At 58.7% G+C, this 14,024-nt stretch carries 7 protein-coding genes and 3 pseudogenes; 3 read left to right on the top strand and 7 right to left on the bottom strand.

What is annotated here, in order from left to right; translation table 11 throughout:
- The gene (locus tag DAUD_RS03970) at positions 1-1,476 is read right to left on the bottom strand and encodes an SLC13 family permease (protein ID WP_012301893.1); all 1,476 of its coding nucleotides are present in this window, start codon (positions 1,474-1,476) and stop codon (positions 1-3) included.
- A gap of 950 nt (positions 1,477-2,426) precedes the next feature.
- Here DAUD_RS03970 and DAUD_RS12010 point away from each other — a divergent pair.
- Both DAUD_RS12010 and DAUD_RS13235 read left to right on the top strand, forming a co-directional pair.
- A pseudogene (locus DAUD_RS12010) lies at positions 2,427-3,258 on the top strand (reverse transcriptase domain-containing protein); the annotation flags it as partial.
- Between the two features lie 68 nt (positions 3,259-3,326).
- Positions 3,327-3,582: pseudogene (locus DAUD_RS13235) on the top strand (integrase core domain-containing protein); the annotation flags it as partial.
- Positions 3,583-4,034: 452 nt separating this feature from the next.
- Here the strand turns inward: DAUD_RS13235 and DAUD_RS03955 are convergent.
- From DAUD_RS03955 to DAUD_RS03945, 4 genes and pseudogenes are all read right to left on the bottom strand, one after another.
- Positions 4,035-5,357 (bottom strand): RNA-guided endonuclease InsQ/TnpB family protein, encoded by a 1,323-nt coding sequence (locus DAUD_RS03955; protein WP_012301891.1) that lies wholly within the window; start codon positions 5,355-5,357, stop codon positions 4,035-4,037.
- A gap of 231 nt (positions 5,358-5,588) precedes the next feature.
- A complete protein-coding gene (locus DAUD_RS03950) occupies positions 5,589-6,242 on the bottom strand; it encodes a Crp/Fnr family transcriptional regulator (RefSeq protein ID WP_012301890.1) in 654 nt (217 codons plus the stop codon).
- Between the two features lie 213 nt (positions 6,243-6,455).
- Positions 6,456-6,695: pseudogene (locus tag DAUD_RS12780) on the bottom strand (transposase domain-containing protein); the annotation flags it as partial.
- A 65-nt stretch (positions 6,696-6,760) separates the two neighbouring features.
- Positions 6,761-7,093 carry a hypothetical protein gene (locus tag DAUD_RS03945; protein WP_012301889.1) on the bottom strand — a complete coding sequence of 111 codons (333 nt, stop codon included), beginning with the start codon at positions 7,091-7,093 and terminating at the stop codon, positions 6,761-6,763.
- 49 nt (positions 7,094-7,142) lie between these two features.
- On the opposite strand from DAUD_RS03945, the gene DAUD_RS03940 reads away from it, so the two are divergent.
- Positions 7,143-8,561: an ISLre2-like element ISCde3 family transposase gene (locus tag DAUD_RS03940; protein ID WP_012301888.1), complete on the top strand. Its 1,419-nt coding sequence runs from the start codon at positions 7,143-7,145 to the stop codon at positions 8,559-8,561.
- 147 nt (positions 8,562-8,708) lie between these two features.
- Here the strand turns inward: DAUD_RS03940 and DAUD_RS03935 are convergent, their stop codons facing one another.
- Both DAUD_RS03935 and DAUD_RS03930 read right to left on the bottom strand, forming a co-directional pair.
- On the bottom strand, positions 8,709-10,790 hold the full coding sequence (locus tag DAUD_RS03935; RefSeq protein WP_012301887.1) for an Ig-like domain-containing protein: 2,082 nt from the start codon (positions 10,788-10,790) through the stop codon (positions 8,709-8,711).
- Between the two features lie 15 nt (positions 10,791-10,805).
- The gene (locus tag DAUD_RS03930) at positions 10,806-13,898 is read right to left on the bottom strand and encodes a hypothetical protein (protein WP_012301886.1); all 3,093 of its coding nucleotides are present in this window, start codon (positions 13,896-13,898) and stop codon (positions 10,806-10,808) included.
- Positions 13,899-14,024: the final 126 nt, after the last annotated feature.

Genomic DNA, 14,024 nt, shown 5'->3' with positions numbered 1-14,024 from the left:
CTAGTTGATAGGCTCCCATATCGGGTAACCGCACACCGCCCACCAGGGAACCATCACGAACACCATGTACAGAATTACAAAGAAGGTGAACGGGGCGCCGATTTTCATGAACTCTGTGAAGGTGAACTCCTCGGTACCGTAGGCAATCAGACAGGCAGTTACTGAGATGGGTAGAATGAAGGCGTAGGAATCGATGTTCAGCACCACCAGCGAAAAGGCAACGGTGTTTAGATCTAGCAAGGGGGCCATGGCCACGACCACCGGTGCCATCAGCGTCACCGCCGCCACGTTGCTGATGATGCCCAGTCGGATGATCTGGACCACAACGCAGATGAGCAACGTCACCGCCACCCAGCCCCAGGCCGGCGTGATGGCCACCAGCTGCGAAGCCAGCCACTTGTCAACGCCGGTCTTTGCAAAAGCGGTAACCAGAGACAAGGAACCACAAAGTAACAGCCATGTACCCCAAATAACGTTCTGCTGCACTCGCTTCCAGTTAATACTGACCACGCCGGGGATAAGGATCGCCATCACCACTAGCAGGGTTACGGTGTGGATGCCCAGTTTGTGCCACGAGTCCGTGGCCCACAGAAACACCGCGATGGAGGTGCAAATCAGCACCACCCATTCATTCCAGCTCATGGTACCCAGGGCGTCTTTCTGCTTCCTGATCTCATCCATACCGCCGGGGATCTCCACCTTGGCGCACTTCAGCGCCCAGGTTACCCAGAGCCACATAACCGGGAAAATACCCAAGAGCGGCCAGTGCATCCAGAGCCACTTACCCCAGGTCATGGTCCCGGGGCCGACCGCTTCGTTTAGGGCCTGAGCGATAATCACGTTAGACATGTGACTGTGCATGGTTATAATCCCGGCAGCGAGGGCCGCCATCCCGATTCCTGCCATAGCCAGGGCTTTGCGGCCCCGTTTTGCATCCGGTGAGTCTCCCAAAAGGCGTATAATACTGGTCACGATCGGCAGGAACACTGCTCCGCGGGCGTTAGTGGCGGGCACCAAAATGGCGGTCACAAAGTGGGCGCCCATCAGACCCCCCAGTACGCTCCCCACCCGGGGCTTGACTCTGGACACGATCCCCAGTGCAATGCGCCGGTCCAAACCAGTGACCTGCATCAGCGCCGCCAGAATGAAGCAGCCCAAAACTAGGAAGGTAACCGACGTCGTGAAACCGGAAAACGCATCGGGTACCTTCGGTAGAGCACCGGTCAGCATAAGCAGCACGCAAATCCCGAGGCCAGAGATACCCATAGGCAGCGCCTCCGACACCCAGATCACCATAGCCCAAGCCATTACCGCCAAGGCCGCCCGGCCTTCCGGGGTCAGAGCCTCGGACACAGGGACCAGATTAAGAACGCTGAAGAAAACCACCCAGGAGAACAGGAAACCGAAAACTGCGGCTTTGGTGTTTCTTAGGCCCGCCTCCCGGCCGTTGTCCAGGACACGCTTCACCAAGGACATACGTGTACCCCCCCTCTTAAGGAATTTGTGATGGATTAAACTTATTTGCCCAACATCTGACTTTGAACCCACCCTCCTTTACCAAAGTTTCTTACTGTTCAGTCTAATCCTCGGAGGGTTGGCCTGTCTGTTCTTCAGGAACCCAGACAAGGTTAATTTTTTGTCAACCGAATGTCTGCCAGTGACAAAAAAAAGGTCGGCCGCCCAAAAGCGCCCGGCCTTTTTTGTGCGCCCGGCATGTCTGTTGCGCCGATGGGTTGAAAGAAACCCTGTCACCTAACCAGCGGGAAGACAACCCGTAGGCAAGGGCGTCACCGGCAACGGTGGGGTCTGAAGGAAGCTGAAGGGGGAACTTGGAACATAGCGCAAGCGAACCGGGGTTGGCTCTTCAGGTGGGTAACCTTGCAAGATATGGGAAAGCCCGAAAGCTGGATAACCTGAGGAGTTAAGACGGATGCGTTCAAGTTCGGGCAGACAGACTTACCCGGGGAAGCCCCGTACCATCCTGGATACAGGTAGGCCCGAACAAGCGGAAACGCAAGGGAGAGCCGAAGTGGTGCGGGGTGCAGACAAGCCCCAGTAGTGACGAACCCCCGGCCGGTGAAGGCTGGTAACAGACCGGAGGGCAAAACCGGGGGGACACTGCACCAAGTTGCAGTGAGGCATAGGGAGCCAAAAGCCTCTATGCCTGCGAAGGGGCGCAGGTAAACCGAAGTATGCAACCAAGGGAAACCGACCGACTGGGACGAGAAGACAACCGAGGCCGAAACGCCAAAGGGAACGTTGGGACCGGGGGTGACGAACCTGCTGGACCCGATGTCCGCTCAGGTGGAGTACCGCGAAAGGTCACGGTAAGATTGCCAGCGAGCTAGAGACACCGAGAAACCGCGGGAAGAAACCGCCGCCGAGTCGCGAGGCACCGAGGGAGCATAGCGAAAGCAGGTGAAGAGATGAAGAAATGGTACAGCCTTATTGACAAGGTCTACCGGCTTGAAAACCTCATTCAAGCCTATCGTGCCGTAAGAGCCAACAATGGCGCTCCCGGAGTAGACGGAGAGACCGTGGAAGCTTTTGGCCGGAACTTGGACGAGAGGCTGGACCAACTTCATCACGAACTGAAAACCGGCACGTACGAGCCACAGCCCGTCCTACGCGTGGAAATACCAAAACCGGATGGCAGTAACCGCCCATTAGGCATTCCCACCGTAAGAGACCGGGTGGTCCAACAAGCCCTGCTCAACATTCTGCAGCCCATCTTTGATCCTGACTTTCACCCATCCAGCTATGGATACCGACTGGGACGTTCCTGCCATCAAGCCGTAGCTAAAGCGGAAAGATTTATGAACAGATATGGACTGGAACACGTAGTGGACATGGATCTGTCCAAATGCTTTGACCGGCTCAACCACGAACTGATCCTGGAAGGCATTAACCGGAAAGTCAGCGACGGCAGCGTTCCGTATTACGGATCGCGCCGGATAACTGCCCAATTAAAACGCGAAGGTTTTCTGGTCAACCGCAAAGCTGTGCAGCGCCACATGCGGGAGATGGGGATCGCGGCCATCTCCCCGGGACCGAACTTAAGCAAAAGACGTTACGAACACCTGGTTTATCCCTACCTGTTGAGGGGGGTGGTCATCCAACAACCAAATCAGGTCTGGGGCATTGACATCACCTACATCCGCATGCTTAAGGGATGGATGTACATAACGGCCGTCCTGGACTGGTACTCCCGCTTCGTAGTAAGCTGGGAGCTGTCCGATACCCTTATCAGTAGACTTCGTGTGTGCTGCCGTCAGCTAGGCCTTCTCCCTGACCAGGCCACAAATTATGAACAGCGACTAGGGCAGTCTAGTCCACAATATATCCAAATTACTTAAGGAAGCCGGCGTCCAAATCAGCATGGACAGCCGGGGCCGCGCCCAGGACAACATCTTTACGGAACGCCTGTGGCGGATCATCAAGTACGAGGAGGTGTACCTGCACGAATACCAGAGTCCCCGGAAAGCAAGAAGAAGACTGGGCGAATATCTTACCTTCTACAACTACAAACGCTTGCACCAAGCACTTGCCTACCGGACTCCGGCAGAAGTTTACCATGCTTAGCTTACCCGGCTTTCCCGATTGTACTTCCTGGCGGGATTCGCCTGTCAAGGGTTGCCTTACGACAATCGCCTGACGGCGACGGCTTACGTCGCCCTTGACAGGCACCCCGCCAGGAAGAGATAAGGTAGCTGAGCCGAGTAAGCAAAAAAAGCCATCCCAAAATGGTATATTATACCAGGGATAATTAACCAGACATGGTAACTCAAAATTTAAACAAACTCTTTTGTATCAATCGTTCGTGACTACTCCCTACCCCTGAAGGGGTAAGGCTTCTACAAACCTTACCCGTACTCCCGGGATCATCGGTTTACCTGGCGCATTGGGTATTGCGAATCGGATGTTTTTCCCGTGTTACGAATTGGATAGATACATGCGGGTAACTCTGGTACAGACGCCTTTCGGCTCCCAAAGGGGGCGGTCACTAACGCCACAACTACTCCAGGTGCCCGGCACTACGCCACAGCCCTTAGAGATACTTTCACAAAACGGTTAAACCTTTTGTCCCACCGGTACACTTCCAGCGGCTTAAGCAGGAAAGGCTGCTCCATACCACAACGCCCGAACAGGTAATTCTTCATGACGCCGTTAACACCGTTTAAATCGGCATGCATCGTCACACGGCACTTCTCGCAGCGCCAAAGGCCCCGGTGGACCCGGTAAGACTTGTTCCTCGCCCCGCAATGACTGCACGTCTGAGAGCTGTACCTCTCGCTCGCTTTGTCTGGATATACCTGCCTGAGCAGAGACTTGTAGCTATGCTGCCGCTCGATTTGAGCGTAAGGTAACTGGTTAATCTTCTGGCTGGCTTTCTTATTTTTGTCGCCTGTACGAGCTTTCCGCCTGATATCAGTTAAATCGCCCAGCACGGAAAATGCTATATCCTCCGCCCGATCCAGCTCGGCCATCAGTTTGGTCAAGGCGTTGGTCAACTGGTCAATCCGGCGGCCAAGCTTTTTGAGCCTGTCGCGTTTGGCCGCAAGTAATGCTTTCCACTTCCGGGAACCTTCCTTGCACCGGGACATCTTCTGCTGGAACCCGGCGATTACTTTGTTCCGGTACTGGATTAAAGAGAGCAGTTCCCGGCAGACGATTAACTGTTGGCTGCCTTCGGTGGAACCCCTGGCGACCAGGGCGGTGTTTAGATCATAGGCCGACACCTTGCCGGCCAGCACCATCGGCACCACGCCGAAGTCCCAGGTGACGTGCAACTCCAGGCCGACTATTTTATTTTTGCGGTAAACCGCTTTCACCTTGACCTCGACAGGCGTCCCCTTCAAAACTGTGCCGTCGGGCAATTCCAGGGTGTCAAAGCCCTCGGGAAGTGACACTCCGATGTCGTCCAGCTTGCGGGAGAGCTTCAGGGTCAAAAGGCCTTCCCGGCACTCGAAGCCCTGCCGCTTCCAGGTTATAGTGCGCAAGGTAGCTTTGGGCTTGAATCCGGGCGGGCGCATCTCGTCGCGTCCGTTGTCTTTATGTTTGACGTAGGAGCGCACCGCCTCGAAATACTCTTCCACCACAGACTGGGAACTCTGGGAGTGGAGCCGTTTCCAGGACTCGTAGCCCTTGAACTTTTCCTTCATCTCGCTTTCAGTCGGGTACTTTGTGCCGTTTTTGCGGGCTTCCCGGCTCTCCCACACGCAGGAGTTCCACAGCTTCGTCCCAGCAAGCATGGGTATCTCGAAGACGGGCAGCCATTTATCCAGCGGAAGCGGCGCTACCCTGGTCAGGTACAGCCGGTTTTCCTGCTTCTTGCCTTTTTTCTTTGCCCAACCCACGGCAATTCACTCCCTATCGTAAGGGCCGCTTTCATCCCGCCCCCTGAAGAAGACGGGTCTTCCCGCGGCTATCTTATAAACGAAAATATGTTTGGTTCTAAAATTTTTTCAAAAACTGTCTTGACAAAGGGGTCCACCTTGAGGCCCGTACGTACGGTTCTATGAGAGGGATGACGCCATAGCAAATTACTATGGCGTTACCCTACTCGATATGGTCATCAATGCAGATGGTTATTGGTAGTCTCGTAGCCGTTCCGGATTCAATATACGAATCTCCCGCCCTTTCAATTCAATGGCACCATGCTTGCGGAAGGTGTTCAAGATGGATGTCACGTTGGAACGCGAGGTACCGATCATATGGGCTAGTTCCTCGTGGGTCAGGCGCAAGCTCAGGCGTACGCCCGGTTCTCTATCAGTTACTCCACACCGCTCCACCAGTTTAAGGAGAAAGAGTGCTACCCGGCCCGGAACGTGGTAACAGGTCAGGTCACTGATCATGGTGTGGGCTTCCCGGAGGCGTGCCCCAAGAATCTCCGCTACCCGCAGGGCGAACCCCGGGCGACTTCGGAGCAGTTCAATGAACCGTCCCTTGCTGATCACCACCATGCTGGCGTCAGTCACTACTTCGGCACAGCAGGTCCGTTCGCCGCCGTAAAGCGCCTCGGCAATCCCTATCAATTCCCCCTGGTAACGCAGGGCCACCGTCTGCCTCTGACCGTCTCCGGTCAGGCAGTAGACCTTGACCACACCCGCCTTCAAGAAGTAGACCCGATCCGGCACCTCACCTGAAGTGAAGATCCGCTGACCCTTCGGATAGTCTATGGTCGGACCCACGCCGTCCAATAGGTCAATCTCGGCGCTGTCCAGAGTAATCGCCGGACCCATCCTGCACCACCTCGCCTCCCTGTTTCCTTTTTCATTACTATAGCACATCGCTATAGCACATCGGCCCACAAAAAAACCGGTGTACGGTCTACTCAACCGCTGGCCGGCCGGTGCTGCTTCTACAATTCCCGTATTCTACACAGATCCGTAAGCGTCAAATACTTCCCACCTTCTTTAAAGCCAGGTGAGGATTGATTTACACTCTCTAATAGACTACTTGCCACCCCGACAGATCGGTGGCAGCGTTGCCGACCAGGCAACTCTTCTAAGGCCTGTTCATCCTGAATATCCATGTTCGGCAGCTTTTCAATAAAGATACTGCAGGTAACTGAAGGGGTTGAGGCCGTTTTCCTTCGCTGTTTCCACAACACTATAAATGATGGCACTGGCGCTTGCCCCACGGGCGGTGTTCGCGAATAGCCAGTTCTTACGGCCGATGACAAATGGTTTAATTGTCGTGTTGCCAAGATGTGGTTCCAGTGAAACGCTAACCCGTCCTGCTTTTCTGTTATTTTTCGCTATGCCGCCTTCAATTCCTGCCGGGCCGGAACTCGCGGATGACCTGCAACGGCGGCCTCCCCCGGTTGTGACGGCCCCGGTGGGGTCGCTGGACGTTGTACCCAGGCAAGCCGGTGGTCCAAGCCGGCCTGCAGCTCCGCGATGGTCCCGTAGCGCTTCTTCCGCAGCATCCCCTCCAGAACATCCTTGAGGGTCTGCGCGAACCGTTCCGCCTCACGCTGGTCCAGGCGTGCCTTCCAGCGTCCGCCGGTGTTCGGCGCCCAGCCGGACCTGGTAGTGAGTGTAAGGTTTAAGTAGGAGATGTGAGGTCGGAAATAGAAGTGAGACCTCAAAACGGCTTCCCCTGAGGGGAAGCCCTCCCCGCCAAAGGAGTGAGGTCTCATGTTCAAGATTCGCTTTCTGCTTGAGGTAGTCCTGTTTCTGGCCAAGGGAATTTTTGAGGTGTTCAGGTCGGTGCGCAATGTGGATGAGTTGGAAGAGCGGGTGCAGCGGTTGGTTCAACAGGCAGGCGGCAAAATGCTGGAGGAGGCGCTGGCACACATTGACCTTGAGTTAAGCGGCAAGCGGGATCCAGCCCTCAAGAACGTGGGACAGCGGTCGCGGACCCTGGTCACCAGCTTCGGTGAGATTACGGTTAAGCGCCGACTGTACCGTAACCAGAAGACCGGCGCGTACCGGTTCCTTCTGGACGAAGCCTTGGGAATCCCTGAACGCCAACGGGTGACACCGCGGATGACCCGTATGATCCTGGAGCTAGGCACGGAGATGCCCTTCAGGCGCGCGGCCCGGGTTATGGGTTTTCTAGTACCGGGGATTCACTGGATGACCGTCTGGTCTAAGGTTCAGGATGCTGGAGAAAAGGCCGCCCGGGATGCTGAGGCACTACGCGAGGCCGTCTTTGAAGACGGTGTGGTTCCTGAAGGCGGCAAGGAGGTTCGGGAGTTATCCATTGAAGCCGATGGTGTAGTAATACCCTTGCAGCGGTCGCCCAAGGCGTTTGGTGAGATCAAGCTGTTTATCGGCTACGAGGGCAGGGAACAAAAGACCCGGAAACTGGTGAACCGTTACACGGTGGCCACCGCCAGGGGCAGCCGGGTGGCTTGGGAAGACACCGGGGCGGCCTTCGGCCACAAGTGGGACCTTAGCAGGGTAGAGCGGATCCGCATTGGTGGGGACGGCGCCGAGTGGATCAAACAAGGCCTGGAGATGTTCCCCGGGGCGACTTACCACCTTGACCCCTTCCACCTGCGCCGGCGTTTAACCGAGGCTTTAAGTTACAGCAGCAACGTCTATGAAACTGTCACCGAAGGGTTAGCCGAGCTAAACCAAGATGCGGTAGTTTCCGCCTTGGACCAGGCGATTCGGGTCAACCGGGGTGCACGCCGTAACGGGATCATGCGGCTTAAGGAGTATCTCCTGGCTAACTGGCAAGGTATCGCCGCCTTGCCGGAGGGAGACCGTTTAGGTGCGATCGAGGGCCAGGTCCGTCACACCATCGCCAGGCGAACAAAGCGGATTGGGGCGCGTTGGAGCCCGGCCGGTGCGGAACGGATGGGACGCCTGTTAGCGGTACGGGCTAATGATGAGCTGGACAGATACGTGGTACACTCGGAACCTCGGTTCGACCTACTGAAAAAGGCTGTCGGAGCCGAGGCAATCCAACTGCCCAAACGCTTCGGCAAAGATCCCGAGGCCTGTCTTCAAGCCAACGTGCCCACCCTTGAAGGACCGCACGCCGGAAAACACTGGGTCAAGCACATAGTAAGAGAGATTAGTTCACCGAGGTGGTCTACGGTCTAATTCAAATTAAATCGGCTGGGAGATCGCCTACTAAGTCTTGACACGGACGACCTGGTACCCCATCTTGGCATCAGCACACCTAAAATTTAAAATTAAAGAAGGGCCCAACCTAATCTTCTTAGGCGGGCCCCTCTTTCACGATTACTTTTACCTTTGGGCTACCAGCCGGTACAGCATAGCCGCCATCTCCGCCCTGGTAGCATTGGCAGCGGGTCGGAAAGTGCCATCCGGGAAACCGCGCACCAGGCCAGCCCTGCTGGCGGCCTTGATGCCGTCTTTTGCCCAGGCCGGAATGGCTCCCGCATCAGTAAAGGTCACTTCTTCGGCCAGGGTAACCGGCACAAGACCTTTGCGTACCACGCGCTCCAGAATGACAGCAATCTCCGCTCTGGTAATCGGGCGGGCTGCGCCAAACGTACCGTCGGGATAACCGCCAATCAGGCCGGCCTCCACCGCCGCACCGATAACACCACGCGCCCAGCCAAAACCGGCCGCATCCTTGAAACGACCTGCCGCTGCCTCCCGATGCTCAAGCCCCAAGGCACGCACCAGCATAGCAACAAACTCGGCCCTGGTAATGTTGGCATTGGGCTTGAAATTACCGTCAGGATAACCGGCTACAATGCCCATCCCAGCCAAGGTCCTGATAGAATCTCTGCCCCAATGGGTGGCAATATCGGCCAGTGCCGGTAATGGCCTGGTGGCAAACACCGCAAACTTGGAGAATTTGTCCACCGTGACGGTAATGACACCGTTGCCGATCTGGCCGCCAAGGTAAATCCAGCGGGCGGTCCGCTCGTTGTAGACAAACACGCTGGGCACCTGGCCCGCAGCCACCTTGGCCGCATCAAAGTTCAGGGTAAGCTGCACCGATCCCTTAAACTCGCCTCCGGTGAGGGTAAGCTGGACAATCTTACTGGCCGGCACCAGCCCGGCCCCCACCGCTTTATCCAGCAAGGGAGCAGCCGCCGCTTCCGTCAACACCTGGGCCCTTATCTTCGGAGCATCCCCGGTAACGGCACCGGCCGGCACTGTGATTTCCACCACGCCTGCCAGCTTGACAACCGTAGGCTTGTCGGCAGCCACAGGCTGCTCAACAACCGTCACGGGCGCTGGCGCTGGGGCAGGTGCGGGCGCCGGGGCAGGAGCAGGTGCAGGAGCTGGTCCTGGAGCCGGTGCTGCCGCCGCCGACACGGTGGTGAAGCTGAAGGTGTACTCTGCCGCCAGTTCATTGCCCGCTGCATCCTTCACCGCGCCGGCGGGAATGGTCACGGTGTATTTGGTGCTGTAGGCGAGGTTGGCATTCGGCCTGATGCGCAGGACCTTGCCCTCAATGCTCCTGGTCACGAGAATGTCTTTACCGGCGGCGTCCTTGAGCGAGATGGCATCGTAAGCAGTCCCCTGCTGCATGTCCTCGCTGAAGGTGACGGTGATGGTCTTGCCCACCGGGACGTTCGGGGCACCGCCGGCCGGGTCGGTGGTCACCACAGCAGGCGGCGTGGTGTCCGGCGCAGCCACGGTGGTGAAGCTAAAAGTATGGGTCTGCGCCAAAGCGTTCCCCGCCAGGTCCTTCACCGCATCGGCGGGAATGGTCACGGTGTATTTGGTGCTGTAGGCCAGGTCAGCGGTCGGGTCGATGGTTAGAACCTTGCCCTCAATGCTCCTGGTCACGGCAACGTCTTTACCCGCGGCGTCCTTGACCGAGATGTCGCTGAAATACACCCCCTTTAGCACACTCTCACTGAAGGTCACGGTGATGGTCTTGCCCACCGGGACGTTCGGGGCACCGCCGGCCGGGTCGGTGCTTTCAACTACGGGCGGCGTCATGTCGCCGGGCGCCGCCGCCGTCAGGTCGAGCCTGGTTTTCTCGCCGGGCGTGTACTTCGCAGTCTCGTTGGCCTTTACCCCGTTCACGTAAAACTCGATCGTCTTCCCGATGTCTTCGGCCAACCCCTGCACGGTCAGCCTGTCCTCAAGCCCGCCGGGGCCGCCGTACTGCCCGTTGACGATGGCGATGCTGTCCTGCTTCTCACCTTTGAACCAGGCTTCAACGGTGCCCGAGAGAACCGGGTTTCCGTTCGCGTCCTTCACGCTGCCCCAGAAGCTCTGCGGCAGGACAGGCGCTGAGGGGCTGCCCTGCGCGAAGGCCAGCCCCCCAGCCACAACTGCCGCGAGCAGGGCAGCGACCGCCAGGATGCCCAGGAGTTTCAGATAGCGCTGCCTCTGCATTCTTCATCTACCTCCCTACTGCACCGGCGGCATCGCCAGACCCGCCAGCGTGTCGCCCTGCCGCATATAGACCCAGTAGCCGCGGAAGGGCTTCATTGCAGGTCCCCCGGGGCCCATGGGCGGCGTGTAGACCCAAGCACCCTGGTTGCACCCGGCCGGGCTGATCACCACGGCGTAGCTGCCGGCGATGCTGGCCAGGGCCGCATCCGCCGCGATCCGGTCTGCCTCGGGGTTGCCGACCAGGTTCCAGCCGGCGGGCAGACTCCGCACCGGCGGCGTGCCGAGGCCCGACTGTGCCCAGGAGACCGCCCAGGTCTCGCCCTTGACTTTCACGTAGAGCGCCTCCAGGGGCCGGAGCTTCATGCTCTCGGGATCCGCCGTGGTCACCTGGTACCAACGGCCATCCTTGTAGCCCCAGGCCTGCTCGATGTACTCGGGGTTGGCGAGGATCTGGTCGATGGTGTCCCTGCCGTCGGCCAGCACCCAAGGCGTGGAAATGATGTTCCAACCGCGGAGGAGCAAGGTGGAGCCGTCCGGACCCCTGCCGAGCGTGACGGTCGCCTTCGCCGTCAGGTTGAGGTCGGCGATCCTGGCGGTGAGCTCAACTGCCGTGCCGAGCGGGTCGTCGCTCTCGAGGTAGACGATAACGCTGCTCCTATACGCCGGGATTGTAGCTTTGGTTATGGGCGTCGCGGTCTGGCTCGTGGCGTAGAAGGCGCTGTTCTCCGTGCTGGTGGCAAGGTCGACGACGAGGTCGCGGCCTGAGGCCCAGAGGTTGGTGAGCTTCACCGTCACCCGCTCGCGGGTGTCAGGAAGCGCTGCAGTCGGAGCTTCGACTACGAGGGACGGTTGCTCGAAGACGACCTGCTTCGAGACGGCCGCGAAACCGCCGGCAGAGGCGGTCACGTTGTAGGTGCCGGGCGCGGTGACGACGAGCCAGGCGTCATGCTCATCGGCCCACTCGCCGCCCTCAAGTCTAGCGTAATCCCACCAGAGGAAGGCGGAGGGCGAGTCGTCCTTCACCGAGATCGTGAGCAGAGCCTGCTGGGGCACCGGGTTCCCGTACCGGTCGACAACGCCGACACGCATGTAGGCAACGCCGATGAGATCGGTGGCACCGATCCGCGAGCCGATTTGGGTGTACTCCTCATCGGACACCGCGTCCACATCCTGCTGCGCCACGTCAAGGGTGATGGCGCTCGCCGCAACCGGGTTGACGATCGCCTTGCCGGTGAACCCGATCACGCCCTCGGAGCGGAAGGCCACGGTGTAACTGTAGCCGGCCGGATTCAGCCCTGCCGCCGAAAGCTTACCATCTTCGAGGGCCTTCTTCGTCCAGCTCTCGGTGTCCACGTAGTGGACCGTCACGCTGCTCTGACCCGCCGGGATGGTCACCTGGGTGATCGGGTTGCCTCCCGTAGCCGCGGCGTAGAACTTGCCGGTCGGGCTGTTGGTCTCGAGCTGCACAACGCGGTCGTTCTGACCCGCAGGCACCGGGTTCCCGTGCGCATCACGCACCGTGATGGTGACCCCGCCGCGCTCGCCGGCGGTGAAGTTGAGCGGTGTCACGACAAGCCAGAGCTCGGCGCCGGTTTGCACGTTGATGGTGGCTTCGGCCCTCAGGATCGTATTCGTGGGGCGACCGTCACTCAGGACCTGCGGCGCGGTAAAAGTCAGCTTGTGGGCGCCCACAGCATCAATGCCCGGCACGTAGTAGACCTTGACGCTGCTCTGGCCCTTGGGAATGGTGACGCTGGTGATGAGTTTGCCGTTGGCGGGAGCATCGTAGAACACGCCGAACACGCCCGTCTCGTCGCTGAGCAGAGTCACCTCCACGCCGCCCTCGGGAGCCGCGAAGGCGTTGCCGAACTGGTCCTTAAGGGCGATGGCGATCTCGCTGGCGATGCCAACCTCGCCGGTCTGCGGCGCGGTGATGGCCAGCTCGGCCAGCACGGTCACGCCCACGGCCACCTTCTTTTCCGCCAACGCGAGTCCTGTGCTACTGGCCCCTATGGTGTACATGTTGGCCTGGCTGCTCTTGAACTTGAAGGTCCCCGTGTTCTGGCCCGCGGGAATCCTCACCTGGTTGGGTGTGAAGGTGACGCCGTCGCCGGGGGTGGCCGTAAGGTCGATGTATACCGCGTTTGCTACCGAGGCGGGGTTGTCGTAACTATCCTTGAGGCTCACCGTGTAGGTACCCTCGGCGTCCTTGTTCAGGTAGCTCGGGCCGTCGAGCAGGATCTTGGCCGGACCAGCCGCACGCACCTGCACGGTCGCCGTGGCGGCCTGCATCTGCGGGTTCGGATTCTCGGTCACGTCGGTGGCAGTGATGGTCACCGTGCCCGCGGTCTTGGGGGTCCAGAGCGTAGAGGACTGACTTTGCCCCTGGTCAATGGTCAGAGTAACTCCTTCGTCGTTTCCGAAGTTAGCCTGTGGGTCCGTGTCGGTGAGCTTCACACTGATGCCTTTGCCCATGTTGTTCACGGCACCCACGTTGCCGTAACGGTCGGCGAGCCGGACCACCAAATTCTGGACCTTGCCGGCAGTAACCTGGATCCCCGGTGTCTGCTGGTCTTCATCGCTAAGGCCGTTGATTACCAGCTTCACCGGATCGGCCGGCCCGATGGTGATCGAGCCCTGGGTACCGGTATCCGCAGGATACGGTGCACGTGCAGTGATCTGGTAAGTTGCGGCGGTTGTGGGGTTGACGATGTTGCTGAAGTAGACCGCATACTGAACGCTGGCGGGGATGGTGGCTGAGCCGGTGTAGTACAGGATCCACATGCCTGCAGCCTGGCGCTGGGGGCTAAAGCTGTAGACAGTGCCGTTAACCGTGACCTTATCCACCGCTGCATTGGCATCCCCGAACGCACTGGGAAAGATCACGGCCAGTTGGTCGCCTGAGTAGACCTGACTGGTGCAAGTGAAGCCGATGACGTAGCTCGTGGCAGCACCCGCTTTATCGGAGCCCGCTGTCACCCCAACGCTCTGTGCCGCCGCCATCGCCGGCATGGCCGGCACGAGCGTAAGGAGCAGGGAGAACACCGCAAGTATGGAGATCACCTTGCGTGCGCGTTTAGCAGACTTGCTCAGTCCAATCACATTCATGCTACCAATTACCCTCCTTTTTTAACGATTTTCTCAACGTTCGGTAACCACCGCGAGTTTCTGATTCGCTTTCCCGCTTCTCGTCTCGCCACCCCCTCTCCCCGAACTCACACCTCCGCGGGCGGC

The organism is Candidatus Desulforudis audaxviator MP104C, assembly GCF_000018425.1.
Taxonomy (GTDB): domain Bacteria; phylum Bacillota; class Desulfotomaculia; order Desulfotomaculales; family Desulforudaceae; genus Desulforudis; species Desulforudis audaxviator.
This window is presented reverse-complemented; position numbering and strand designations above follow the sequence as displayed.